Origin of the sequence: Ferrovum myxofaciens, from assembly GCF_000735045.1 — a bacterium.
Classification (GTDB): domain Bacteria; phylum Pseudomonadota; class Gammaproteobacteria; order Burkholderiales; family Ferrovaceae; genus Ferrovum; species Ferrovum myxofaciens.
The window spans coordinates 135790-162043 of sequence record NZ_JPOQ01000008.1; the positions used below are offsets into that span (position 1 = coordinate 135790).

Consider the following 26254-nt stretch of genomic DNA (forward strand, 5'->3'; position numbering starts at 1 on the left):
GTTATTTTCCTGGGGCGGGTGCCTTGGCAGGCATCACGGTGACTTTTTCTCCTTCGAAGATATAATCCGGTGGGCTATCTACCACATCATCCGAGGTGGTAACTCCCGTCAGCACTTCCACATCCCGTCCGAAATCACGCCCCACATTGATTTTCTTCAGTTGAATTTGGCCATCCTTGCTCACCACGGCCACCCGTATCCCGTCGGTTCTCAAAATGAGGGCACTGGAGGGAACACGCAGACTGTTACCTTCTTTTCCAGACAGGCTGAACTTGACCTTCGCATAGTCTCCTGGGGATAAACGCTGTTCTGAATTATCCAGGATCAACTCTGCAAGCATGGTTCCGGTTTTCTGACTGATGTTTTTTGAAGTCTGTATGACGGTACCGCTGAATATGCTGTTCGGATACTCGGGGACCTCCAGCGTGGCCTCTATCCCCACCTTGACCATGGGGGCATAGAACTGAGGGACGGGAACGTAAAGACGCAGGGGATTGATCTGGGAGACCGTAAACAATTCCTCTCCCTTACCCGCATCGATCAGCGCACCAATATCCGTCTTCCGGGCGGTCACCACCCCATCAAAGGGCGCCCGCAATTTTTTGAAATTTTCAAAGGCCTGTACGTTCCCCAGATCGGCTTCGGCGCCTTTCACCTCCGCCGTTTGTACTTCCAGACCGGCCACTTTCTGATCCCGCTCCTGTTTCGAGACCGCATCGGTCACTACCAATTTCTGCCAGCGATCCGCAGTGATTTGAGCCAAAGCCTGATCTGCTTTAGCCTTGAGAACTTTGGACTTGGCTCGTTCGTACTCTTGGTCCAAATCCGGCGTGTCGATCTCGGCCAGGACATCTCCCGCTTTCACCCGATCGCCGATATCGTGGTACCAGAACTTGAGATAGCCATTGACGCGCGCAAAAATCGGCGCCTGATAGTAAGCCTGAATATTCCCTGGCAAAATCAGACTGGCTGTTTTATCGCTGCGGTACGGATGTAATACCTTGACCGAGGGAATGGCCTGGGCTTCCGTCCATACATGCAATTCACGAGCATCGCGGTCGCGCGAAAAAATTCCCCATACGGCCAAGCAAACGGCCAGTACCCCCGCAACCCATGCCATCGGTTTGATGCTTTTTTTGGGAAGACTTTTCAGTTCATCGATATCAAACAGATCTTCATCCTGCATGGCTGGCTCCATTCATTTCTTCTGATCGGCCTTCAAGACCGTTACCCTCATCGCTTTCTTCCATGTCAAACTTATCCTTGGCATGGACCAGACTAAACACAACCGGAACAAATAGTAACGTCGTCACGGTCGCAAACATCAACCCCCCGATGACTGCACGCCCCAGGGGAGCATTCTGTTCTCCGCCTTCTCCAAGCCCCAGCGCCATCGGCGCCATCCCGATGATCATGGCCAATGCCGTCATGCAGACCGGTCTGAAGCGGGAGTATCCGGCTTCGATGGCGGCCAAGGTGGAATTTTTATTGATGGCCAGACGTTCCCGCGCAAAACTGATCACCAGAATACTGTTGGCCGTAGCCGTCCCCATACACATGATGGCACCGGTCAGGGCTGGCACAGAGATTCGCGTATGGGTGATGAACAACATCCAGACAATCCCCGCCAACGCAGCCGGCAACCCCGTAATAATCACGAAGGGGTCTAGCCAGGACTGGAAATTCACAACGATCAACAGGTAAATCAGCACAATGGAAAACACCAAGCCCAAGAGCAGTCCCGTAAAGGAGGATTCCATGATGGGGACTTGACCCAGCAACCGCACCGTAGCCCCCTTGGGAATAGACCCCTTGGTGGTTTCGATGAGTTTATGCACATCCGAGGAGACGCCCCCCAGATCGCGGTCCTGGGTTGTCGCCAGCAAGTCGAAACTGGGCATGATGGTGTAGTGGGTAACCACCGCATCGCCCCGGTCCCGCGTAATACTGGCGAGGGCACCCAACACCTGGACTTTGTGCGTGCTGGCACTGCTCACTAGGGTGTTCTCCAGATCCGACAAGGTATCCACCCTATATTGGGGGGTTTGCACCACGATCGGATAGGATACCCGGTTTTGTGGGTTGAGCCAGAAGGTGGGCGCCACCTGAAAACTCCCCGATAACGTGCTGACCAAACTGTTTGTCACATCCTGTTCCGAAAACCCCAGGGTTTTGGCCAGGATTCGATGGACGTTCACATTGAACTGGGGATAGTTGGTGGACTGCTGAACCCGTACATCGGCAATCCCATCGATCAGTTCCAGTTTTGTGCGCATCATCTGGATGTATTTGTAATTGTCATCCCAGTTGGGGCCGCCCACCTGGATATCAATGGGAGCGGGTGATCCAAAATTCAGAATCTGTCCCACCATATCCGCAGGCAAGAAGGCAAACTCCACGCCAGGAAAGCGTTTGGGCAACTCACGTCTCAGTTTTCTGACGTAGTTTTCCGTGGGATGATGATCTTCCTTCAAGGAGATCATGATGTCCGCATCCTGGGGGCCGATGGTTCCTGTATTGATGTAAGACAAATTGATGGGAAACACAGGCAGTCCGATGTTATCCACGATTCCTTCCAGTTCCTTGGAGGGAATGACGCTCCGGATATAGGCATCGATCTTGTCGGTTAACGAGGCGGTACTTTCGACCCGCGTCCCCACCTGGGCACGGATGTGCATTTTGATCTGTCCGCCATCCACCGCAGGGAAAAAGTCTCTGCCAAGAAACGGGAGCAGAACAAAAGAAATCAGGACCACCGACATATAGATGGGGATGAAGCGTTTGCGACTGCTCACGGCGCGTTCCAGAAAACTGGTATATCCCCACCTCAGAGCCGTAAAACGTTTCTCGAAACCATGCTGAAACCGGTTGAGGGCAAGGAGCACCGCCACCACAGGACCCTTTTTTCCCTCAGGTTCGTGATGGGCATGATGATGATCATGCGCCTTCAAAAGGAAGTTGGCCATAGTGGGCACAAAGGTCTGGGACAGGATAAAGGACGCGATCATGGCAAAAACCACCGCCTCGGCCATGGGGACAAACAGGTACTTGGAAACCCCAGTCAGGAAAAACATGGGGATAAACACAATACAGATACTGAAAGTGGACACGAAGGCTGGCTGAACGATCTGCCCCGCTGCCTCGGTAATGGCCACCCGCACCTTCTTGCCCATTTCCAAGTGATGATTGATATTCTCGATCATCACCGTGGCATCATCCACGAGAATCCCCACCGCCAGAGAAAGTCCGCCCAGGGTCATGACATTCAGGGTTTCTCCCAACATGGACAGGACCGCGATGGAAGAGAGAATACATAAAGGGATCGACAGGCTTACGATCAATGTCGAACGCCAACTGCCCAGAAACAGCAGGATCATCAAACTGGTGAGGAGTGCCGCCGTCACCCCTTCCCGAACCACACCGGAAATGGCTTCCTTGACAAACACCGACTGATCCGCCAGTTGCTGTACTTTCAGTCCATCGGGAAGACCCGCGAGCAGTTTGGGGACCATTTTTTTGACATCATCCACAATGGTCAATGTCGAAGTATCCCCATTTTTGAGAATGGTCAACAATACGGACTTCTGACCATTCACTTTCACGATGTTGATCTGGGGCGGATAGCCATCCCGGATATAGGCCACATCCCGCAACAAGATCGCGGGGTTCTGAGCCTCGTGGATATTGGACTTGGACTGTTCCACCTTGACCGGCATCTCATTCAGTTCCTTGAAATCCACAGGACTGTCATTGAGATAAACGTTATATTCGAACCTGCCGATTTTTTCCGTCCCTGCCGGAATGATGAGATTCTGTTCCGCCAGGGCTTTTCCGATATCCGCCGCAGATACACCCTTGGACTGCATGGCGATGGGGTTCAGATCCACCATGATTTCCCGCACCTTGCCCCCATAGGGTGAAGGAACCCCAGCCCCCTCCACCGTCGCCAGTTGGGGACGCATAAAGTTCTGACCGATATCGAACAGGGTCGATTCACCAAACTTTTTCCCGGACAGCGCCAACTGGATGATGGGCACCGTTGCCGCGTTATAATTGAGAATCAGGGGGGGCGTGATTCCGAAGGGCAACTGGCGCAATACGGTTTGTGAAACAGCCGTGATTTGAGCCATGGCGGTGTTGACATCGACATTGGGCTGAAAAAAGATCTTCACCACCCCGTATCCGGGCAGTGACTGGGACTCAATATGCTCGATGTTGGTAACCGTACTGGTCAGGTAACGCTCGAAGGGATAAATCACCCGTCCTGACATGTCGGAAGGGATCATGCCGTTGTATGTCCATACCGCGCTGACCACCGGTATCCCGATATTGGGGAAAATATCCGTCGGTGTCCGGATAACGCTAAAGACCCCCCCCAGCATGATCAAAATCGCCATGACGATAAACGTATATGGTCGATTCAGTGCTAACTTTACAATACCTGACATCATAGAGTTGAATCCCGATCTCTAAAACATAACTATCTTGAACGTGCTTCAGAACAAGTTATTAAGGGCTGTGGGGAAAGGAAATGATCAACCGATCAATGCCGCACGTGTGAAAAATGCTGGTCAGCAATCGCCTTTTGGGCTGGCGTGAGCGTGTTGTAGAAATCCTTCAGGGCTTGATCCATTTTCTCAAAGTCCTTGAGGCGCTGACGCATCAGGGCAATGTGCTGGTCAAAACGCACCGGAGCAGGTTGCACATCCGTCTGTTTGCCTGCTGCCGTGGTCTGATCGCGAATTTCTCGAACAGCACTCAAGGTATCTTTTGCATAACGATCCCAGGGGGCTTGCTGGTCTTGGGTCAAATTCAGTTCCTGCTTGAACTCATCGAGATGCCGCTGCGCATTCTCCACGGGATCCCCGTGCGACCCAGGTGTGGGCGCAGGCTCATTGGGCGGCGGCGGCGCGGCAGGATAATCCTGGGCATATGCACCCGTCACGCTGAAGGCCATAAGTAACATCGTCATCCGCAAGGTCTTTTTCATTACTGTGTCTCCCTTCTCAATCATCGTCATCTCCACCGAAGCCACCATCACCAAAACCCTCCATCCCCCCACCATCCATGCCACCAAAGCCCATGTCCATCCCCCCGAAACCTCCGTAGCCGGGATAGTCACCTCCGTAACCGCCGCCCATCATCATGGGACCACAGCCCGCCAGTGACAGGAAAAGGACACTTATCCAGAGCGATTTCTTCATCGTACCTCCTTACACAACCATTTCCAACCTGCCCACCAACCCTCGTTGATCCTGATTTGGTGCGCCATCGTAGCGAGTGTTGGTAAAACACATTGTAACGAGTTGTAAATCGGCTATTTCAATACCCTAACTTCCCATCAGTCGAGTGAGCATCGCACCGGGGTCTGCTGCACGCATGAAGGTTTCTCCCACCAGAAAAGCCAGAATGCCTGCATCCCGCAATGTCGCCACGTCCGCTGGAGAGGCAATGCCACTTTCACTGATCATCAAGCGGTCTTTAGGGAGTTGAGCGCGCAATTCCAGGGAAGTCTCCAGACGAGTTTCAAAAGTCCGCAGGTTGCGATTGTTGACCCCGATCAGCGGCGAGTCCAGTTGTAATGCCAGAGCCAGTTCCCGTTCATCATGCACTTCCACCAATACAGCCATACCCAGGGCATGTCCCAGACTTTCCAGTTGATGCAGACGGGCCAAATCCAGTGCAGCCACGATCAACAGAATGGCATCGGCCCCCATGCAACGGGCCTCGTAGACCTGGTAGGGGGCATAAAGAAAGTCCTTGCGCAGGACGGGCAAGGAACAGGCCGCGCGGGCGGCCTGCAGGTATTCCACACACCCTTGAAAATATTGCCGATCCGTCAACACAGACAGACAGGCGGCCCCATGTTCGGCGTAGGTACGGGCAATGGCTGAGGGATCGAAATCCGCGCGCAGGACTCCCTTGCTGGGACTGGCTTTTTTGATTTCGGCAATCACGGCGGATTGCCCAACCCGTACCTTGTCCATGAGTGCTGCGGTAAAATCACGCAGTGGAGGCGCGTCGAAAACCTGCTCCTTGAGTTGGGACAGAGGAACACGTACTTGCGCTGCGGCCACTTCCTGAACCTTTGTGGCCATGATGGCAGACAGAATATCGCTCATATCCGACTCCAGGACACCAGATCTTCGAGTCGTTGGCGGGCGGCTCCAGAGGCCAACGTGGCCCGTGCCAGTTCCACACCTTCGCGGTGGGAAGTCGTTACTCCCGCCACATAGAGGGCGGCCCCTGCATTCAGCAGGACAATATCCCGCGCAGGTCCGGCTTCATCCCCCAATACGGAAAGCAAAAGTTGCCGGGATTCCTCAGCACTTTTGACCAGCAGTCCATTCAAGGGGGCGGGTTCTATGCCCACCTGATGCGGATGAAACAGGTATTCACGAATTTCTCCTTCATAGAGCTCCGCCACATGGGTCGGTCCGGACAGGGTGATTTCGTCCAACCCATCGCTCCCATGCACCACCATGGCATGGCGCGCGCCCAATTGCCGCAGGACCGCCGCCAACCGTTGGGTGAAGTGGACAGCAAAAACCCCCAGTAACTGGTTGGGGGCACCCGCCGGATTGGTCATGGGCCCCAGCAGATTAAACAGGGTACGCACTCCCAACTCCCGTCGCACAGAAACTGAATGTTTCATGGCCGTATGATGGTGGGGTGCAAACATGAATCCGAGTCCCCACTGGTGCAAGGATTGCTGGGCTCGTTCCGGGGTTGTGCTCATCATACCGATTCCGAGAGATTCCAGTACGTCCGCACTCCCCACGCTGGAAGAAACAGCCCGTCCCCCGTGTTTGGCCACCCGCGCCCCCGCAGCCGCCGCCACAAAGGCTGCAGTGGTGGAGATATTGAAGGTATGCATGCCATCTCCGCCCGTTCCGCAGGTATCCACGACATGCGCCAGTCCCGTGGTATCTACTTTCACCGATAAAGAGCGCATCACTTGAACTGCAGCCACCAATTCCGTCACCGTCTCACCCTTGTAACGCAAGGCGGTAACCAGGGCCGCTGTCTGAATAGGGGTCGTGATCCCCTTCATGATGTCGCTCATGACTTCCGTCATCTGATCATGGGTCAGATCATTGCCCGCAAAAAGAGATTCCAGCGCCTCACGGGGTTTCACCGGAGACCTCGCGTAATTCAAAGTCATGGGTCATTCTGGCTGTTTTGCCAAGCATGATGCTGGCTGAGCAATATTTTTCTGCGGAAAGGTCGATGAAGCGCTGGACCTGTTCGGCCTTGAGACTGCGCCCCGTCACCACAAAGTGGAAGTGAATCTGGGTAAATACCTTGGGATCTTCTTCTGCGCGCTGTGCCTCCAGTTCCACCACACAGTCCACGATGTCGGCGCGCGCCCGTTTCAGCATCATGACCACATCAAAGGCAGTACATCCCCCGGCCCCCAGTAGAACGGCTTCCATGGGGCGCACGCCCAGGTTGCGTCCACCGGCTTCCGGAGCACCATCCATAAGGAAAGTGTGACCACTGCCACTTTCTCCCAGAAAACTCATCCCTTCGACCCACTTCACTCGTGCTTTCATGGCATTCATTGTCCTGTGTCCCCTGATTTACCACATTTCACTACAGATTTTCAGGATTATACAACCGACCGGCGCCCGCCCGCGCCTCACCTCATCACAACCCGCACTTCCCCCGGAGAATCGTACCGTTCTGTTGGGGCAAAAAAAAACCCTCCTGTGCGGAGGGAGAGGATAGGGGAAACACTGAGAGTGCTTCCTATTGGGTAAAGTTCACTTTTCCGTCAACGTTCGATTGGGCGTCTGGGGCAGACGCGGCATGCTCTGCACAGGGAACTCTCCCGTCAAACTGTTGAGAAATGCCACGATATCCTGGACTTCCGACTCCGTCAATGTCTTTCCCAACTGAGAACGGGCCATGACGCGCACCGCTTCGTCCAGGGTCGGGACAGAGCCGGTATGGAAATAGGGTGCGGTCAAAGCCACATTGCGCCATGTCTGGACACGCCATAGATGCTTGTCCGATGCTTCATGGGTAACATTGAAACGGCCATCATCCTCCATCAGTCGATATTTGGCTACATAGGGGTTATGGTCCACAAAGATGGGGAATTTCTGGAAAAAACCCTGGCCCATGGGCATGGGGGGGCCGGCAAAATCTGGGCCTGTATGGCAGGCCGTGCAACCGATCTTCTCGACGGTTTTCATACCGCGCAAGGCCTGCTCGGAGAGGGCCGTCTTGTCCCCCTTCAGATAGCGGTCGAAGGGACTGCGGGGAGTCAATAAGGTCCGCTCATAGGCCGCAATGGCTTTAGCAATGTTCTCGTAGGTCACCGGATCCTGTGTGCCAAAAACCGCCTCAAACTGGCTGACATAACCTGGAATGGCGCGAATGCGCGCCTCCGCCTCCGCCGGAGAAGGCATCCCCATCTCCACCGGATTCACAATCGGCCCTTTGGCCTGATCTTCCAGAGTGGCGGCCCGCCCATCCCAGAACTGTACGCTCAGGAACGCAGAATTCCATACTGTGGGCGCATTGCGCCCCCCTTTTTTTCCACCAACGCCTACAGAGACCGGCCGATTATCCGTTCCGCTCCCCATCACCGTGTGACAGGAATTACACGATATAGTGCCGTCTACCGAAAGTCGTTTGTCAAAGAACAACTGCTGCCCCAAGGCAACCTTGGCGGCGCTCATGGGGTTGTCCGCAGGAATAGGTGGGACGTCGGGCAGTGGTTCAAAACTCCAGGCGAAGGCAGTCACACTCCACACTGCCCAGGCAGAGACCAGGAGAAAAAAATTTTTCATGAGGAAAAAGAAGATCCGCAGCCACAGGTGGTTTTGGCATTGGGATTGCGAATGATAAACTGAGCCCCTTCCAGATCTTCTTTATAGTCGATCTCGGCACCCACCAAATATTGATAACTCGCCGGGTCGATAAGCAGGGTTACACCATTCTTGACCATCTGGGTATCGTCTTCGTTGACCGTATCTTCAAAGGCAAAACCATACTGAAAACCCGAACACCCCCCACCGGTGACAAACACACGCAATTTCAAGTCCTGATTGCCTTCCTCTTCGATCAGCGCCTTGACCTTGTTGGCAGCACTATCGGTAAAAAGCAGGGGGGCAGGCATTTCTGTGAGGGCATTCATGGCATTCTCCTGAAAGGTGCAAGTTAGAATGGGTCCATTGTAGCAGTTTTTAAATTCCCTGCCGAAAACCTCAGGGCAGAATCGGAACTTGGGTCAATCCCAGATTTTCCGGCCAATCAAACATCAAGTTGGCATTCTGTACCGCCTGCCCTGCAGCCCCCTTGACCAGATTGTCGATAACCACCAGAACCACCACCATTTCTCCCTCCTGAGGACGGTGCACTGCGATACGGCAATGGTTGGAGGCCCGCACCGAACGGGTTTCCGGGTGACTGCCCGGCGGCAGGATATCGACGAAGGGTTCATTGGCATAGCGCGCTTCAAACAGCGCTTGCAGATCCACATCCCGCCGGGTCAAGCGGGCATAGAGGGTAGCGTGAATGCCACGGATCATCGGAAGCAAATGAGGAACGAAGGTCAACCCCACCTCACGTCCTGCCCCCAGCCTCAATCCCTGACGAATTTCAGGTAGATGACGGTGCCCCGGTACCCCATAGGCCTTGAAATTATCTCCGACCTCAGCCAGCAAGAGCGGGACTTCAGCTTTGCGCCCAGCCCCGGACGCCCCTGATTTGACATCGGCAACCAGGTAATTCAGGTCCACTACCCCAGTTTCCACCAGAGGCAAAAATCCCAGCTGCACCGCCGTCGGGTAGCACCCCGGATTGGCTACCAGATTGGCACTGCGAATGGAATCCCGATTGACTTCCGGCAATCCATACACGGCTCCCTCCAGCAGATCCGGACAAGCATGGGTCTGGGCATACCAGGACTCCCACTCTGCCACATCTTTAAGGCGAAAATCCGCTGCCAAATCGATGACCCGCACACCTGCTTCCAGCAGTTCGCGCACCTGTTCCATAGCCACCCCATTGGGAGTGGCAAAGAACACCAATTCGCAGTCGATCAGGGTCGTCACCCGCGCCGGATCAGAAAAAGCCATATCCACATGACCACGCAGGCTGGGAAACAGATCCGCCACCTTCTGTCCCGCTTCCTTGCGCGACGTAATAACGCTCAACTTCATTTCCGGATGCTGTGCTACCAGACGCAGCAACTCGACCCCGGTATACCCCGTGCCGCCAACGATGCCCACTTTGATCATTATTTTCTCCTGGCTTGTCCGGATGATTATAGCCCCCTTACGCCCCACGAAAAAAAACCGGTGCGACGAGGGGCACCGGTTTTTTTGTGGGGTCCTGAGACCTTAGCGTTTGCTGAATTGTTTGCGGCGCCGTGCCTTGTGCAAACCGACCTTCTTTCGTTCCACTTCACGGGCATCACGAGTCACCAGACCTGCTTGCTTGAGGACGGTTTTGAGATCGGGGTTGAAATCGATCAGGGCACGGGTAATCCCATGACGAGCAGCACCCGCCTGGCCAGACTCACCGCCGCCTATCACGTTGATGCGAATATCAAACCCATCCAGATAGTTGGTCAGGGTCAGAGGCTGACGGACCACCATGCGGCCCGTTTCGCGGGAAAAATATTCATCCAGCGTTTTGCCGTTGATTTCAAAGCGACCGGAGCCGGATTTCATGAATACCCGGGCCACTGCGCTCTTGCGTCGTCCGGTTCCGTAGTAATAATCACCAATCATGATCAGGACCTCAAATGCTCAGGGTTTTTGGTTGCTGGGCGGCATGGGGATGCTCTGCGCCAGCGTAAACTTTCATTTTCTTGATCATGGCATAGCCCAAGGGACCCTTGGGAAGCATGCCCTTGACCGCCTTTTCCAGAACCCGTGCAGGATGACGCGCCTGCAACTTGTTGAAATTGGTTTCGTAGATCCCGCCGGGGTAGCCCGTATGGCGATAATACTTTTTATCTTCGCCCTTGTTGCCGGTCACGCGAATCTTCTCCACATTGACCACGACGATAAAATCACCCGTGTCTACATGGGGAGTATAAATGGCTTTGTGCTTGCCACGCAGACGCAGGGCAATCTGGCTGGCCAACCGTCCAAGGATCAGGTCTGTGGCATCTACCACAAACCAGTCGCGCTGGACTTCATGCGCTTTAGCGGAAAAGGTTTTCATAACAGCGTTCACTATTTCATGAAAAGAACTGCCGATTATATTGCGCCAAAAGCACTCTGTCAATGCCTTTACCAAACCTTCGGTGGAACCGGCCCTTTATTCGACGCTCACAGGCGCAGGCATGTGCTGAGGAAGATCCCGCAATGCTTCCTGATTGGTCCAGGAGAAACATTGCAAGGCCGCTTCCTGCCAGGGTAACCAAACCTGCCGGACATGTTCACGGGGACACAGTGTCACAGATAGCGGTTCCGGCACCACCAGACCGAAACGGTGTTCGGTATTCTGAATCACTCCTGGAGCATAGCGGTGCCGCCAACGGGGGTAGATTTCGTAAACCCGTGCTTCCTTCCAGTCTTTCAAGGTATCTGGGGTTGCACAAAGCCCTGTTTCCTCTGCCACTTCACGCCGCGCCGTCTCCCACAACGACTCTTCCAGAGTATTGCGACTGCCCGTTACCGACTGCCAATACCCTGGGGCATCCGCCCGTTCGATCAACAGAACATACCCGGCTGGCGTATAGACCACCACCAGCACGGATTCAGGGATTTTATGGGTCACGGTTTTTTTGCCGAAAAATCTCCAACATAGACCGTCACAAAGCGAGCGGGGTCCAGATACTTCTTGAGCGCTTCATTGACACTGGAGGAATCGGCCGCCATGACCTGATCATCCTGTTGCGCCAGAAAAGTTGCATCGCGCTGGTCAAACATCAGTTTATCAAGTTGGGCAGCCAGAGAACCATCCTGCGCTCGCGCCAATTTCCGTGACTGCATCAGGGCCGCTTTGCCTGCCTCTATTTCTGCCGGGGTCAGTCCCTGCCCCAGCACCTGGGCAATCACTTCGTCAAACGCCTTGACCAGACGCGCCCGGTTTTGCGGTGCATAAATGGCGTAAGCGCCGAAGGCACTATTGGGTACCTGATCGTTGAGGCGCAGGAAAGAGCCCACTCCATAACTCAATCCTTCCTTCTGGCGGATACGGGTCGCCAGACGGGAATTCAGGAATCCTTCGCCCAGCACATAGTTACCCAGAGTCAGGGCCTGCGCTTGGGGGTCATCATCCTTGATCGGCAAGGGTTGCCATGCCAGAAAAACGGCATTGGCCTTGTCCGTCACGTCCTGCTGCAGGGTTTTCCCGGGAAACGCCTGATAATCATCCAACACGACGGCATAGGGTTCTGCATTTGCCCACTGACCCAACCCCTGCTCGAGCGCAGCACGCACGGGCACTGGGCTGAAATCCCCCACCACGGCCAGTTCCCCATGGGATGCCCCATAGAAGCGCCGATAAAACTGAACGATCTGATCCTGCGTGACTGCCTTGATGTCTTCTGCGGTTTCGTCAAACGTGGAGGTATAGCGCAGATCCCCCCGTGGATGACGATTGAAATAACGGTGCAGCAAATTGGAAGCCATGGCCTGAGGATCGCTTCGGCTTTCTTCCACATCCGCCAGACTGGCCTCGCGCCATTGCTTGAATTCACTCTCGGGAAAGGTGGGGTTGCGCAAAATGCGTGTCACCAGATCTAGGGTGGCGGGCAGGTTCTCCTTGACCGTCTGGATCATCACCGTCAGGCCCGTGGCTGATCCGGAAAAAGCCACCTGCGCCTTGAGCGCCGTGAATTTATCCTGGATTTCGGAACGACTCATGCCATCCGCCCCCCGATCCATCAAACCCGCCACAAAATCCCCCACCTGCTCCTTGCCCAGTAACGAATCTGCCGTCCCAAAATGCAAACTCAGCCGGGCATGGACCGTGTTGCCGCGGGTTTTTTTGGACAGCAAGGCCACCTTCAATCCATCGGGCATCGTCACCCATTGGGTTCGTTTCTGAATATTGGCCGGAGACACGTCAAAAGCCTCTCCCGCCTGGTAATCAGGACTGCCATGGTAACCTTGCAACTGGGCTTCGGCATCCACTCGTTGAGGCGCAGGGGCACGCAGGGGATTGGCAGTCGGAATGAACAACCCGAGCGTACGATTGCTGGGAATGAGATAGGCTATGGCCACCCGTTGCACATCCGCCGGAGTCACCTTGGCCAGGCGGTCACGGGTCAGGAAGAAGAGTCGCCAGTCCCCATTGGCAATGGCCGTGGACAAGGCAATGCCGAACCTTTCAGGATCATTGAAGGTGGTATCGATACTGTTGCGCAGGTTGGCTTCGGCCCGTTCCACCTCCTGAGCCGTGATGGGTTGTTCCTTGATTTTCTCCACGGTCGCCAAGAAAGCATCGCGCACGTCATCCAACTTCTGATCCTTACGCACTTCAGCCTGCAGGAACAGGACTCCGGGTTCTGCCAGATTGAAATAGTCCGCGCCGATACTCGTCGCCAACCCGGTTTCCACCAAGGATTTGTGCAGTCGTCCCGTGGGCGTATCCCCCAGCACCTGGGCCAACACCTCGAAAGCCGGACTGTCGGGACTGGCCGCCGCCACTGCGTGATAGACCGCTTCCACATATTGCACATCGCCCACCCGCCGCAGGATCACCTGCCGCTCGCCATCCTGCGCAGGATCGAGCGTATAGGTCGGCTCCAGCACGCGCTTGGGGCGCGCAATCTGTCCAAAAGTTTGCTGGATCTCCTTGAGGGTACGGGTTGTATCAAAGCGCCCGGCCACAACCAGAGTGGCATTATCCGGCTGGTAATATTTGTGATAAAAAGCCTGAAGATGAGCGATATTGACGTTTTCCACGTCGCTTCGCGCACCGATGGTGGACTTCCCGTAGTTATGCCACTGATAAGCCGCTGCCATGATCTTGTCCATCAAGACATCGCCCGGGTCATTCTCACCTCGCTCCATCTCGTTCCGGACCACTGTCATTTCGCTGTCGAGATCCTTGCGTGCCACGTTGGAATGCACCATGCGGTCGGCTTCCATTTTGAGCGCCCAGTCCAGATTGTTTTCCGAGGCAGGAAAGGATTCGAAGTAGTTGGTCCGATCAAACCAGGTAGTTCCGTTGGGACGCATTCCGTGACTGGTCAGACCACTCATGATATCGGGGTGCTTGGGGGTACCCTTGAACATGAGGTGCTCCAGCAGATGCGCCATGCCGGTTTCACCATAACTTTCCATGCGCGAACCCACCCGATAGGTCACGTTGACCGTCGCAGTCGGCTTGCTGTCGTCGGGTGCCAGCAAGACTTGCAACCCATTGGCCAGACGGTATTCCGTCACCCCTTCCACGCGGGTTACTTCCGTCACGCCAGGTGGAAGACTGGAGGCCAGGGCTCCTTGCAACGCCCACAATCCCAGCCACGCACCACCCCATTTCACCATCGATTTGCGCATTCTGCCTGTCTCCTCGTCTGTTATTTTCAGGAATCCTGTGCCACAGAACTCATCATCCGTAGAACCCCTGACTCGGGTTAGGTTCCCGTTTCTCTTGATTTTCCTTGCATTCACCCCAACACTGAAGTAACGAACTCAGGTGACCGTCTTCCTATGCTATTATCGCCAATAATTGTTTCTGAATACTACGGAAGAAACGGCAGGTCGAGGCTCGGTTCTCTAACGACCTTCACCCCCTTCGTTCATTCCCCGAATTTCAAGGAGATACCATCATGCCCCTTTACGATTATCGTTGCACGAATTGTGGCAAGGAAATCGAAGTTCTGCAAAAAATTTCCGATCCTGCCCCCTCCCAATGCCCTGCCTGTGGTCAGGCCACTCTGTCCAAAAAGTTGACGGCGGCTGGTTTTCAGCTGAAGGGGAGTGGCTGGTATGCCACGGATTTCAAGGGAAGCAGTGCTGCAGAAAGTTCGGCGCCCAGCACCGAAACTGCCCCGCCGCCCTGTGCCAACGGCCCCTGCCCGGCTTGCGGATGAAGCGCTATTTCATTACCGGGATCGTGGTCCTGATCCCGGTGGTCATTACCCTGTGGGTTTTGCGAGTCATCGTTACCACCCTTGATCAGACCCTCTTCCTGCTGCCTCCGAACTTGCGTCCCGAGGCCTTGTTTGGCATGGACATTCCTGGGTTGGGCGTGCTTCTCACCCTGTGTATCGTGCTCCTGACAGGTGCCGTGGCGGCTAATTTCCTTGGACAGCGCCTGTTGACACTGGTTGAACGTCTGCTCGATAAAATCCCCGTCGTCAATAGTATCTACAGCAGCGTCAAACAGGTCAGCGACACCCTTTTTTCCAGTTCCGGACAAGCTTTTCGCCAAGTCTTGCTCATCCGCTACCCCCATGCCGACTGTTGGACCCTGGCCTTTCAAACCGGGATTCCGCAGGGACTGGTAGCAACTCATCTGGGCGAACCGCACCTGAACGTGTATGTACCCACCACACCCAATCCAACTTCCGGCTTCTTTCTCATGGTCCCTTGTCGGGAAGTCATCGAGTTGGATATTTCAGTGGACGATGCGCTCAAACATATCATTTCCATGGGAGTCGTGGAACCCCGTCAAAAGCACCCTCCGAAGAAGATATAATGCTGTCGTTTGTCCTGTTCCATCACTTGAGACCCTCTGTTCATGCGTACTGACTATTGCGGTCTGATTGACCGCCGTTATCTGGATCACACCGTCACCCTGTTTGGCTGGGCCCACCGCCGCCGTGATCATGGAGGGGTCATCTTCATCGATCTGCGGGACCGCGCGGGGCTGGTTCAGATCGTTGCCAACCCGGAGGATGCCGCCACCTTCGCCAGCGCAGAAGGCATCCGTAACGAATTTGTCCTGAAGGTATCCGGGCAGGTCCGACTGCGTCCGGAAGGCACCCGCAATGAGCATTTGAAGAGTGGAGAAATCGAGGTCGTGGCCCACCAACTGGAGGTCCTGAATCCCTCGCTCACCCCCCCCTTCATGCTGGATGATGACCACCTGTCCGAACAGGTGCGCCTCGAATACCGCTACCTTGACCTGCGCCGCCCGGTAATGCAACAGAATTTCCAGTTGCGCTATCGGGTCGCCATGGCTGTGCGCCGTTATCTGGACGATCTGGGATTCATCGACATCGAAACCCCCATGCTGACCAAGTCCACCCCGGAAGGCGCGCGCGATTATCTGGTACCGAGTCGCGTTCATCATGGCGAATTCTATGCCTTGCCCCAATCACCCCAACTGTTCAAACAACTGCTGATGGTATCCGGTTTCGACCGTTATTATCAGATTACCAAATGTTTTCGTGATGAAGATCTGCGGGCTGATCGTCAACCGGAATTCACCCAGATCGATATCGAAACTTCCTTCCTTTCCGCACCTGAAATCATGGAGATGATGGAAGGATTGGCGCGTCACCTTTTTCAAACCAACATCCAAGCGGATCTGGGCACCCCCTTTCCTCGTCTGACCTGGGCCGAAGCCATGCACCGTTATGGCTCGGACAAACCTGACCTGCGCATCCCTCTCGAATTCACCGAGTTGACCGATGCCATGAAACAGGTGGATTTCAAGGTATTCCGCGCTGCTGCCGATCTTAAGGATGGACGGGTCGCTGCCTTGCGCATTCCCGGAGGCGGTTCCCTGACACGCAAGGAAATCGATGACTACACCACCTTTGTCAAGATTTATGGGGCAAAGGGGCTGGCCTACATCAAAGTCAATGACTGCACCCAACCCAACGATCAGGGCCTGCAATCTCCGATCGTCAAGTTTCTGAATGAAGCCACCCTGCGCCTGATCCTGGAACGCACGGGCGCGGAAAATGATGACCTGATCTTCTTTGGAGCCGACCGCGCCAAGGTGGTGAACGATGCGCTGGGTGCCCTGCGCGTCAAATTGGGACATGAACGCGGGTTCTCCACGGGCGGCTGGAAGCCTCTGTGGGTCGTAGACTTCCCCATGTTTGAATTTGACGATGACAGTCAACGCTGGGTTGCCTTGCATCACCCCTTCACAGCCCCCCGGGAGGGTCACGAAGCCTTTCTCGACAATGACCCTTCTCAGGCCTTGGCTCAGGCCTATGACATGGTACTCAACGGATGGGAAATCGGCGGAGGGTCGGTACGGATTCACCGCGCCGATATCCAGTCCAAAGTCTTCAGCGCCCTCAATATTGGCCCTGAAGAAGCCCAGGCCAAATTTGGCTTCCTCCTCGATGCTCTCCAGTACGGTGCCCCGCCCCATGGCGGAATCGCCTTCGGCTTCGACCGTCTGGTGGCCATGATGACGGGCGCAGAACAGATCCGTGATGTCATCGCCTTCCCCAAGACCCAACGTGCCCAATGTCTGCTGACTCAGGCACCCAGCGGGGTGTCTGAGCAGCAATTGCGGGAACTGCATATCAAAGTGCGCTAAATGCTCCCCCTGACGGAAGAGGAAGAGGTTCAGTTTCGCGCTGCGCTCGACTTCCTCCAGTCGGGCCTGTGGCCTCTTGCCCATCAGGCTCTCCGTACCCTGGAGACGCAGCACCCTCATCCTCTGGTACTGGCCAACCTGGCATTGGCCGAGGAACGCTTAGGGCAGGAAAACGAAGCACGCCAGCACCACGAAGCGGCGATTCAACTGGCACCCAACAGCCCGGACTTGCGCTTCAACTGGGCTAATTTTCTGGCCCGACCGGGAACTCGGGAATCACTTCTCCTGGCCCGCGTTCAGTATCTGGCCGTTCTAGCCCTCGACTCCCATCACCTCGGAGCCTGGGTCAATCTGGGCACGGGCCTGGTGGAAACCGACCATCTCGAAGCGGCAAAGACGGCCTTCACTGCCGCACTGGCCATCGATCCCCTGCATTCCGGTGCTTTGCTCAATCTGGCTCAAGTGGCCCTGAACCAACAGGAAAATGAAAAAGCCGCCCAATTGTTCGAACAGGTTTTATCGGAAAACCCACAATCCCTTGAAGCCCATAGAGGCCTGGCCACCGGCGCCAGTCGCTTGGGACAGGAAAACAAAGCGACCACACATCGCCAGTTGGGCTATGCTCAAAAACCGGAAATTTTTCTGCAGGGGCGGGGAAATACGTTGCCCACGGTGCTGATCCTGGCCTCTGCCGCCGATGGCAATATTCCCTGGCAACCGTTGTTGGACCGCCAGCGCCACCATACCCGAATCCTGGCCCTGGAATTTTTTCCGGAAAATGAGTCTCTCCCTCCCCACGATCTCCTCTTCAATGCCGTGGGCGATGCCGATCGCTGTCCGGAGGCTTTGACCCGTGTCCTCCCACGTTGGCAACTGCGTGCGCCGCAGATCCCGGCACGCAACGATCCGCAACGGGTTCGCGCCACTGCACGGACCGCACTGGGTCAGTTATGCGCAGGAATCCCTCATCTGAGCAGTGCCCGCACGGAATGTTTCCAACGCCCGGCTCATGCTTCCCCTCAGGAAATCGCGGGTCTTCTGGAACACTGGCTGGCGGCTCGCAGTTATGCCTTCCCCCTCCTGCTGAGAGCGCCAGGTTTTCATGGCGGCCAGTATTTCGAACGAGTCCAATGCGCCGACGACCTGCCTGCCCTGCTGGAACGCTTGCCCGGTACCACTCTGTTGGCACTGGAATGCCTGCCCAGCCGGGGACAGGATGGGCTTTACCGAAAATTCAGAGTCATGACCCTGGGTGGAAACCTGTACCCCATCCATCTGGCCCTCTCTTCGCACTGGAAAGTGCACTACTTCAGCGCAGAAATGAGTACCCGCCCGGACTTCAGGGAAGAAGAGCAGGCCTTTCTGGCAGATTACCGAACTTTCCTGGACAGCACAGCAGTCGGCGCCCTGGAAACCCTTCAAGCCCGTCTGGGACTGGACTATGCGGGTATGGACTTCACCCTCGACCCCGAGGGAAAGGTTCTGCTGTTTGAGGCCAACGCCACCATGGTGCTGCACCCCCCGCCCGAAGATCCGGTCTGGGATTATCGCCGCCCTGCCTTCGAAGATGCGCTGAAGGCTGCCCGTGCTTTAATGATCCCTCCAACCTTGAGCCATGGGTGCCACAGTCCCTAGAAAGGAACGTCATCCGGGAAGTTATCAAACCCGCCGACATTCGTGCCTCCTTTCCCTCCGGGCTTTCCTGAAGCAGAGCCCTGCCCTCCAAAGCCTCCCTCACCGCCGGAATCCTGCGATGGGAAGTCCACATCACCCCCGGCACCCGCGCGTCCGCCCAACATTTGCATGCGGTCGCCCACGATTTCCGTGGAAAAGCGGTCCTGCCCGGTTTCCTTGTCCTGCCATTTACGCGTCTGAATCCGCCCTTCCAGATAAACCTGACTGCCTTTCTTCAGGTATTGAGCCACAATTTCAGCCGTTTTTCCGAAGAAAGACACGCGATGCCACTCGGTCTTTTCCTGCTTGGTACCGGCTTTATCTTTCCAGGTATCCGTCGTAGCCACACTGATGTTGGCAATGGCGCTGCCATCGGGCATGTAACGAACCTCTGGATCGCGCCCCAAATTTCCTACCAAAATCACTTTATTGACCGATGCCATCAAAAACTCCTCCGTTCAGGGTACCACTGGCTTGTTAACGTTCATGGGCCAAGCCACCACCAGCCAGAGAAAGGTGAGGCCTGCCGTAAAGAAGGGAACCACTTCCGAGCCAAAATGCTGAGTCAGCATACCGGCCAAGGTTGCACCACTAAAAGTGCCAAGAAACTGAATCGTACTGTAGACCCCAGTGGCCGTGCCCTTTGCATTGGGAGGAGCCACCAGCGTTACCAGCGAGGGCAAACTGGCCTCCAGCACATTAAATCCGGTAAAAAAGACGGTCAGAGCAATCGCCGTACCCCACACTTGTCCCAGCGCAAAATGCATCAGAAAATGGGACAGCAGAACCACCACGACCCCCCCCAGAAACACCTGCTTGCGCCACTTACCATGGGCAAAGGCCACGGGGGGAACCATCAGGATGAAGGAGGCAATCATGACCGGCATGTAGAATTTCCAATGATCCGCCTGAGCCAACCCCCCCTTCACCAAAGCCGCAGGCACCACTATAAAGGTCGCCATCAGGGAAGCATGGAGGACAAAAATACCCAGATTCAAACGCAACAATTCCATATTCGACAATACGGCTCCAAAGGAGACCCGATCCATCGCCACCAGGTTCGGCGGATTGGGTACGATCCATCGAGTCACCGCAATGGCTGTAAGGGCCAGCACCCCAGTCAAAACAAACAACCCCGGAACTCCTATCAATGGATAGAGCATGGGCGAAAGCGCCATGGAGGCCGTGAAGGCAAGTCCGATGGTCACCCCGATCATGGCCATGGCCGTCGTACGGTTTTCCGGGCTCGTCAAATCTGCCGTCAAAGCGATCAAGGCTGCCGCAATGGCACCCGCCCCCTGAATGGCCCGTCCCACGGTGATGCCCTCTAGGGTATGGGCACTGGCCGCCACGAAACTACCCAACGCAAACACCAATAATCCTCCCATAATCACCGGCTTACGTCCGATCCGGTCAGATAACCAGCCCAACGGGATCTGAAGCACAGCCTGCGTCAATCCATAGATACCCAGAGCCAACCCCACCAGGGTTTTATTCGCCCCCCCCGGTAACTGAACGGCATACAGCGCAAAAACCGGCAGAATAATGAACATGCCCAACATCCGAAGGCCGTAAATACTGGCCAAACTCAGACTGGCTCGCCTTTCCATAGGCGTCATACTAGATTTCTTTCTCATGGCAGGTTATCTGAAAAAAAGGAAAACTTCGCGTATATTAGCATTTCGCGTACTGACTCACTGATTCTCCTTGCTCCGTGCCCCCAAGGGGTGCACCTCCTTTCCTTTCATCATCGAACCTGCCCACTGTGACACAAGACCTGCTACGTATCCGGGGTGCTCGCACCCACAACCTCAAGAACATCGACCTCGACCTGCCCAAGCATCAGTTGGTGGTCATCACGGGTCTTTCGGGCTCCGGCAAATCGTCGCTGGCTTTCGACACGCTCTATGCAGAAGGCCAGCGCCGCTATGTCGAGTCCCTCTCGGCCTATGCGCGCCAGTTTCTGCAGATGATGGAAAAACCCGATGTGGACCTGATCGAAGGGCTTTCACCAGCCATTGCCATCGAACAGAAGGCCACCAGCCATAACCCACGTTCCACGGTGGGAACGGTAACCGAAATCCATGATTATTTACGTTTGCTCTTCGCTCGAGTAGGCGAACCTCATTGCCCCGACCATGATTTACCCCTGGCCGCCCAGACCGTATCCCAGATGGTGGATGCCGTACTGGCGCTTCCCCTGGACGCCAAAATCATGATCCTCGCGCCTCTGGTGACCGAACGCAAGGGACAGCAGACAGAACTCATCGATGAACTGCGCGCTCAGGGATTTGTACGCCTGCGTGTGGACGGTGAAATTCTAGATATCGATGCGCTTCCTACCCTCGACAAAAACCGCAAGCACAGTCTGGACATTGTCGTAGACCGTCTCAAGGTCCGCCCGGATGCACGTCAACGCCTGGCCGAATCCTTTGAAACAGCCCTGCGTCATGCTGATGGTCGGGCCCTGGTGGTGGACATGGACAGTGCGGCCACCCTCACCTTTTCCTCTCGTTTTGCCTGTCCCGTCTGTAATGCCGGACTGGCGGAACTGGAACCCCGACTGTTTTCCTTCAACAATCCCATGGGTGCTTGCCCCCATTGCGATGGATTGGGTTCGGTGAGTTTTTTTGATCCCAAACGGGTCGTCGCCTTTCCCGCCCTGAGCCTGGCCGCAGGAGCCATCAAGGGATGGGACCGGCGCAATCAATTCTACTTTCAGATGCTTTGCGATCTGGCTGCCCACTACGATTTCGACCTCGAACAGGCTTATGAAACCCTGAGTCCCACCCTTCAGGAAATGCTCCTGTATGGCTCAGGCAAAGAGAAAATCACCTTCCATTCCTTGGGCGTGCGCGGTGTTCAAACCCAACGTGCCTCCCCCTTCGAAGGCATCATTCCCAGTCTCGAACGGCGCTACCGGGAAACCGACTCCACCTTGGTACGCGAAGAACTGGCGCGTCTGCGCGCTCAAAAACCATGTCCTCAGTGCCAGGGAGCGCGTCTACGGCGTGAAGCCCGTTTTGTACGGGTCGCCGGACATACTCTGCAAACGCTCAGTGCCCTGCCCCTCAAACAGGCTGAAGCCGTATTCCAAGACATGCAACTGACTGGGCAAAAACAGGCCATCGCTGAAAAAATTCTCAAGGAAATCATTGCACGCCTCCAGTTTCTCAACAATGTCGGCCTGGAGTATCTGCAACTCGACCGATCTGCCGACACCCTGTCCGGGGGTGAGGCTCAGCGGATCCGTCTGGCCTCCCAGATCGGATCCGGACTGACGGGCGTCATGTATGTCCTGGATGAACCCTCCATCGGACTGCATCAACGGGATAACCAGCGCCTTCTGGAAACCTTGCAGCGACTGCGGGATCTCGGGAATTCTGTTCTGGTAGTAGAGCACGACGAAGATGCCATCCGTAGTGCGGATTTTGTAGTGGACATGGGACCCGGAGCGGGGGAATATGGCGGATACGTTATTGTTGCCGGTCCTCCTGCGGATATCCTCAAGCATCCGGATTCCTTGACGGGTCAGTATCTTTCTGGACAACGCACCATCCCCATACCGGCTCAGCGCCATACCCCTGACCCAGCGCGTCAATTGACCCTATGCGGCGCCCGGGGAAATAATCTGCAAGAGGTGACCGTGCATCTGCCCATCGGTCTGCTGATCTGCATTACCGGGGTCTCAGGGTCGGGCAAATCCACGCTCATCAACGATACCCTGCAGGCCGCAGCGGCCCGTCACTTCTATGGCAGCGCTCAGGACCCGGCGCCCCATGATGAAATCATCGGACTCGATTTTTTTGACAAGGTCATCAACGTAGATCAAAGCCCCATCGGTCGCACTCCTCGCTCCAATCCTGCCACTTATACCGGACTATTTACGCCCATCCGCGAATTATTTGCCGAATTGCCTCAAGCCCGGGAACGGGGCTATGGACCGGGAAGATTTTCTTTCAACGTCAAGGGAGGACGGTGCGAAGCCTGTCAGGGGGATGGGTTGATCAAGGTGGAAATGCATTTTCTGCCCGATATTTTCGTGCCCTGTGATATCTGCCATGGCAAACGTTATAACCGCGAAACCCTCGACATCCACTATCGGGGACTGAATATTCACCAGATATTGGGACTGACCGTGGAAAAGGCCCATGAATTCTTTAACGCCGTTCCTGTCCTGGCGCGCAAATTAAAGACTCTTCTGGATGTGGGATTGGGTTACATCACTCTGGGCCAGGCCGCAACCACTCTTTCCGGCGGCGAAGCTCAACGTGTCAAACTGTCTCTTGAACTGTCCAAGCGGGATACAGGGCGCACGCTCTACATTCTGGACGAACCCACCACCGGACTGCACTTTCACGACATCGAACTCCTCCTCAAAGTTCTCCATCGCCTGCGCGACCAGGGCAATACGGTCATTGTCATCGAACATAATCTGGACGTCATCAAAACTGCCGACTGGATCATCGATATGGGCCCCGAGGGAGGGAATGGAGGCGGGAAAATCGTTGCTCAGGGCACCCCGGAAATGGTGGCGCAGAATCCACACAGCATGACCGGAAAATACCTTCGGCCCCATCTTTCTCCTTCCAGAAACCCGGAATAAGCACCCGAACTTCCCTATCTCTATCCTGTGGTAGGATATAACCGTGATAAAAACCTGAAGGGCGGGCAAAAGTAAAGATGGGAGGTTACGGATTTCTTGCGGTAGGCGTGGGTGCTGCCCTGGGCGCTTGGTTGCGCTGGTGGTTGGGTATTCTGCTCAATCCCTTGATCCCGACCATGCCCTTGGGAACCCTGGCAGCCAATCTGATAGGCGGGTATCTGGTGGGATTGGCGGTTGCCTATTTTACTGATCATGCGGGCCTCCCCCCCGAGGCCCGACTATTCATCATCACGGGATTCATGGGTGGGTTGACCACTTTCTCGACTTTTTCTGCTGAATCCGTGACCCTGTTTTCTCGCACCCAATACCTCTGGGCCTTGACTCACATTGTCGTGCACCTCGGAGGCTCATTGTTGATGACGGTGCTTGGCATGGCCAGTTATGGCTTGCTCAAGTCCTTTGGTAAAGCCTGATCCAACCACTTTGGAGTTTCCTTGCCATGAAGGGCACCTATCTAAAATTCTACCTGCATGAAAACCGCCACCATCATCACATCCTTGCCTATGAATGGTTGCTGGAGCAAGCCCGTTCCCTGGGCATTCAAGGGGGATCCGTCTTCAAGTCCATTGCAGGATACGGACGCCATGGCGTTCTGCATGAAGATCACTTCTTTGAACTGGCCAATGACTTGCCCGTGGAAGTGGTATTCATCGTCAGTACGGAACAATCCGAGCAGTTACTGGGTATCGTCAGGGAAGCCAACCTTCCCCTCCTGTACGTCACAATGCCAGCGGAATACGGCACCCTGCCATGAAAGCCATTCCTGCCTGGGCACTGTTTGCCCTCGGCTCGGCCTTCTTTGCCGGATTGACCGCCCTCTTCGGAAAGTTGGGGGTAGCGGGTATCCCTTCGAATTTTGCCACCTTTATCCGTACCCTGATCATTCTGGCGCTCACGGCCGGGATTCTCTCCTTGCGCCATGAGTGGCAACGTTTTTCCACCCTCTCGCTCCATACCTGGACCTTTCTGATCCTCTCGGGCATTGCCACCGGTCTATCCTGGCTCTGTTATTACCGTGCCCTACAATTGGGGCCCCTTTCCGGGGTGGCTCCCCTGGACAAATTGAGCGTCGTCTTCGCCCTGCTCCTTGGGGTTCTGCTTCTGGGCGAACGCTTGAATTGGCATGGAATGTTGGGGATTACCCTGATTGTCTCGGGTTCCCTCGTCCTGCTCGTAGCGTAAATGAGACCAGTCCAGATACAGTACATTTTCGTTTTTTTCTTCAAGAAATTTCTGTGCCATTAAGTGATCGAGAATAAATGATGAGTTTGAATACACTGATTTTTGATGTGGATGGAACCTTGGCGGATACAGAACGGGATGGGCATCGGCCCTCCTTTAATCTGGCTTTCCAGGAATTCGGTCTGGACTGGGAGTGGACGGTTCCTTTGTATGGAGAACTGTTGGCGGTCACTGGAGGAAAAGAACGGATTCGCCATTATGTTGCCCACTATCACCCCGAACAACTTTCAGACATACATTTTGATGAGTTGGTCCTTCAGTTGCATCAATCCAAAACCCGTCACTATCTGGCTTTGCTTGAAAAAGGCGCAATCCCCCTGCGTCCCGGTGTCCGACGACTGCTCCACGAGGCCCGTCAGGCGGGTTTGACCCTGGCCATTGCCACCACCACCACGCCGGAGAATGTTGCCTCACTTCTTTCCACTGCGTTGGGACCGGAAAGCCCCGGTTGGTTTAAAGTCATTGCGGCCGGAGATATCGTTTCCGCCAAAAAACCTGCCCCGGATATTTATCTGTGGACATTGGATGCACTGGGTATCTCGGCACAGGAGGCTCTGGCCTTCGAGGATTCAGAGAATGGTTTGCGTTCAGCCTGCGCTGCGGGACTGACTACCCTCGTGACAATCAACGAATATACCCAGGGGCAGGACTTTTCCGGCGCAGGGGCCGTACTGTCCGACCTAGGGGAACCGCATCAGCCCTATGCCCTGTACCAGGGTGCTCTACCCCCTGCGGGCTGGGTCGATCTCGATCTATGCCGACGCATGGCAACTATTGATCCGGCCCGCGAATAGTACTGAGAGCAGGGATATCGCCATAAATTCTCACCGAGATGTATTGCATTACGCAAAAAACCGGGTGAAATTTGATCTGTTGCATTACAGGAACAACCTGCCGGGTTTATCCTGTTGTGCGTTCAGCGTGAGCGTCGTCTTTAAAGGAGTACAACATGCCAATCAGGGAAACCGGGTGGGTAAAATCCACACCCCCATGGTTTTTGATTCGCAAATGGTTCGATGGCCTCTCGCTGAAAAACAAGATTCACCTTCAGATCCAGCCCTTGCTGATTGCATTACTCTCTGTGACGACATTTTTCATCTACCAACAGGTAAAATCAAAGTAACTGCTCGCCCCTGCAAAAATAATTGAAAAAGTGCTTGACAGGTTTTTGGGTGCTCAAGGCGAGCAGTTGACGACTTGGGCATATTTGCCACAGCAGTGCAGTTTTAAGCGCCGCCAATTGAT

25 protein-coding genes are annotated in these 26254 nt (G+C 55.1%); 9 read left to right on the plus strand and 16 right to left on the minus strand.

Translation table 11 applies throughout. From position 1 onward, the window contains the following. Position 1 precedes the first annotated feature (1 nt). From IV91_RS0101895 to IV91_RS0101960, 14 genes are all read right to left on the minus strand, one after another. A complete protein-coding gene (locus IV91_RS0101895; protein WP_051861853.1) occupies positions 2–1186 on the minus strand; it encodes an efflux RND transporter periplasmic adaptor subunit in 1185 nt (394 codons plus the stop codon). Then, on the minus strand, positions 1176–4448 hold the full coding sequence (locus tag IV91_RS0101900) for an efflux RND transporter permease subunit (protein WP_031595574.1): 3273 nt from the start codon (positions 4446–4448) through the stop codon (positions 1176–1178). The genes IV91_RS0101895 and IV91_RS0101900 overlap by 11 nt, the downstream gene beginning before the upstream one ends. 95 nt (positions 4449–4543) lie before the next feature. Further along, positions 4544–4990 (minus strand): Spy/CpxP family protein refolding chaperone, encoded by a 447-nt coding sequence (locus tag IV91_RS0101905; protein WP_031595576.1) that lies wholly within the window; start codon positions 4988–4990, stop codon positions 4544–4546. A 16-nt stretch (positions 4991–5006) separates the two neighbouring features. Continuing rightward, positions 5007–5204 carry a hypothetical protein gene (locus IV91_RS17790; protein WP_031595577.1) on the minus strand — a complete coding sequence of 66 codons (198 nt, stop codon included), beginning with the start codon at positions 5202–5204 and terminating at the stop codon, positions 5007–5009. A gap of 126 nt (positions 5205–5330) precedes the next feature. Next, positions 5331–6122, minus strand: coding sequence for an indole-3-glycerol phosphate synthase TrpC (trpC, locus tag IV91_RS0101915; protein ID WP_031595579.1), 792 nt, complete (start codon positions 6120–6122; stop codon positions 5331–5333). After that, on the minus strand, positions 6119–7165 hold the full coding sequence (trpD, locus tag IV91_RS0101920) for an anthranilate phosphoribosyltransferase (protein ID WP_031595581.1): 1047 nt from the start codon (positions 7163–7165) through the stop codon (positions 6119–6121). Before trpD ends, trpC begins: the two co-directional genes overlap by 4 nt. After that, positions 7125–7556 (minus strand): OsmC family protein, encoded by a 432-nt coding sequence (locus tag IV91_RS0101925; protein WP_031595583.1) that lies wholly within the window; start codon positions 7554–7556, stop codon positions 7125–7127. Before IV91_RS0101925 ends, trpD begins: the two co-directional genes overlap by 41 nt. A gap of 210 nt (positions 7557–7766) precedes the next feature. Further along, the gene (locus IV91_RS0101930; RefSeq protein WP_031595584.1) at positions 7767–8801 is read right to left on the minus strand and encodes a cytochrome-c peroxidase; all 1035 of its coding nucleotides are present in this window, start codon (positions 8799–8801) and stop codon (positions 7767–7769) included. After that, the gene (erpA, locus tag IV91_RS0101935) at positions 8798–9148 is read right to left on the minus strand and encodes an iron-sulfur cluster insertion protein ErpA (RefSeq protein WP_031595585.1); all 351 of its coding nucleotides are present in this window, start codon (positions 9146–9148) and stop codon (positions 8798–8800) included. Before erpA ends, IV91_RS0101930 begins: the two co-directional genes overlap by 4 nt. A gap of 70 nt (positions 9149–9218) precedes the next feature. Continuing rightward, on the minus strand, positions 9219–10253 hold the full coding sequence (gene argC, locus IV91_RS0101940; protein WP_031595587.1) for an N-acetyl-gamma-glutamyl-phosphate reductase: 1035 nt from the start codon (positions 10251–10253) through the stop codon (positions 9219–9221). A 102-nt stretch (positions 10254–10355) separates the two neighbouring features. Next, entirely contained in the window at positions 10356–10748 is a 393-nt protein-coding gene (gene rpsI / locus IV91_RS0101945; RefSeq protein ID WP_031595589.1) for a 30S ribosomal protein S9, read from the minus strand. Positions 10749–10758: 10 nt separating this feature from the next. Next, a complete protein-coding gene (gene rplM, locus IV91_RS0101950; protein WP_031595591.1) occupies positions 10759–11187 on the minus strand; it encodes a 50S ribosomal protein L13 in 429 nt (142 codons plus the stop codon). A gap of 96 nt (positions 11188–11283) precedes the next feature. Beyond that, on the minus strand, positions 11284–11745 hold the full coding sequence (nudB, locus tag IV91_RS0101955) for a dihydroneopterin triphosphate diphosphatase (protein ID WP_031595593.1): 462 nt from the start codon (positions 11743–11745) through the stop codon (positions 11284–11286). Next, entirely contained in the window at positions 11742–14477 is a 2736-nt protein-coding gene (locus IV91_RS0101960) for a M16 family metallopeptidase (RefSeq protein ID WP_150112348.1), read from the minus strand. The genes nudB and IV91_RS0101960 overlap by 4 nt, the downstream gene beginning before the upstream one ends. A 272-nt stretch (positions 14478–14749) precedes the next feature. Between IV91_RS0101960 and IV91_RS0101965 the strand changes: the two genes are divergently transcribed. The 4 genes from IV91_RS0101965 to IV91_RS0101980 are packed head-to-tail and all read left to right on the plus strand — an operon-like array spanning position 14750 to position 19062. Next, positions 14750–15013 carry an FmdB family zinc ribbon protein gene (locus tag IV91_RS0101965; RefSeq protein WP_031595596.1) on the plus strand — a complete coding sequence of 88 codons (264 nt, stop codon included), beginning with the start codon at positions 14750–14752 and terminating at the stop codon, positions 15011–15013. Continuing rightward, positions 15010–15621, plus strand: coding sequence for a DUF502 domain-containing protein (locus IV91_RS0101970; protein ID WP_031595597.1), 612 nt, complete (start codon positions 15010–15012; stop codon positions 15619–15621). The genes IV91_RS0101965 and IV91_RS0101970 overlap by 4 nt, the downstream gene beginning before the upstream one ends. Positions 15622–15663: 42 nt before the next feature. After that, positions 15664–17427 carry an aspartate--tRNA ligase gene (aspS, locus tag IV91_RS0101975; protein WP_031595598.1) on the plus strand — a complete coding sequence of 588 codons (1764 nt, stop codon included), beginning with the start codon at positions 15664–15666 and terminating at the stop codon, positions 17425–17427. Then, a complete protein-coding gene (locus IV91_RS0101980) occupies positions 17428–19062 on the plus strand; it encodes a tetratricopeptide repeat protein (RefSeq protein WP_031595599.1) in 1635 nt (544 codons plus the stop codon). It begins immediately after the preceding gene. On the opposite strand, the gene ssb is transcribed toward IV91_RS0101980, so the two are convergent. Together ssb and IV91_RS0101990 are read right to left on the minus strand one after the other, a co-directional pair. Further along, entirely contained in the window at positions 19059–19544 is a 486-nt protein-coding gene (ssb, locus tag IV91_RS0101985) for a single-stranded DNA-binding protein (protein ID WP_031595600.1), read from the minus strand. The genes IV91_RS0101980 and ssb overlap by 4 nt on opposite strands. A 15-nt stretch (positions 19545–19559) precedes the next feature. Next, positions 19560–20720: an MFS transporter gene (locus tag IV91_RS0101990; protein WP_160171513.1), complete on the minus strand. Its 1161-nt coding sequence runs from the start codon at positions 20718–20720 to the stop codon at positions 19560–19562. A gap of 146 nt (positions 20721–20866) precedes the next feature. On the opposite strand from IV91_RS0101990, the gene uvrA reads away from it, so the two are divergent. The 5 genes from uvrA to IV91_RS0102015 all read left to right on the plus strand — a co-directional run bounded on the left by uvrA (position 20867) and on the right by IV91_RS0102015 (position 25803). Next, a complete protein-coding gene (gene uvrA / locus IV91_RS0101995; RefSeq protein ID WP_031595602.1) occupies positions 20867–23707 on the plus strand; it encodes an excinuclease ABC subunit UvrA in 2841 nt (946 codons plus the stop codon). A gap of 77 nt (positions 23708–23784) precedes the next feature. Continuing rightward, a complete protein-coding gene (gene crcB, locus IV91_RS0102000) occupies positions 23785–24180 on the plus strand; it encodes a fluoride efflux transporter CrcB (protein WP_031595603.1) in 396 nt (131 codons plus the stop codon). Between the two features lie 26 nt (positions 24181–24206). Next, a complete protein-coding gene (locus IV91_RS0102005) occupies positions 24207–24521 on the plus strand; it encodes a DUF190 domain-containing protein (protein WP_031595604.1) in 315 nt (104 codons plus the stop codon). Continuing rightward, a complete protein-coding gene (locus IV91_RS0102010; protein WP_031595605.1) occupies positions 24518–24949 on the plus strand; it encodes an EamA family transporter in 432 nt (143 codons plus the stop codon). Before IV91_RS0102005 ends, IV91_RS0102010 begins: the two co-directional genes overlap by 4 nt. A gap of 80 nt (positions 24950–25029) precedes the next feature. Beyond that, positions 25030–25803, plus strand: a complete 774-nt coding sequence (locus tag IV91_RS0102015) for an HAD-IA family hydrolase (protein ID WP_031595606.1) — start codon at positions 25030–25032, stop codon at positions 25801–25803. Positions 25804–26254 lie beyond the last annotated feature (451 nt).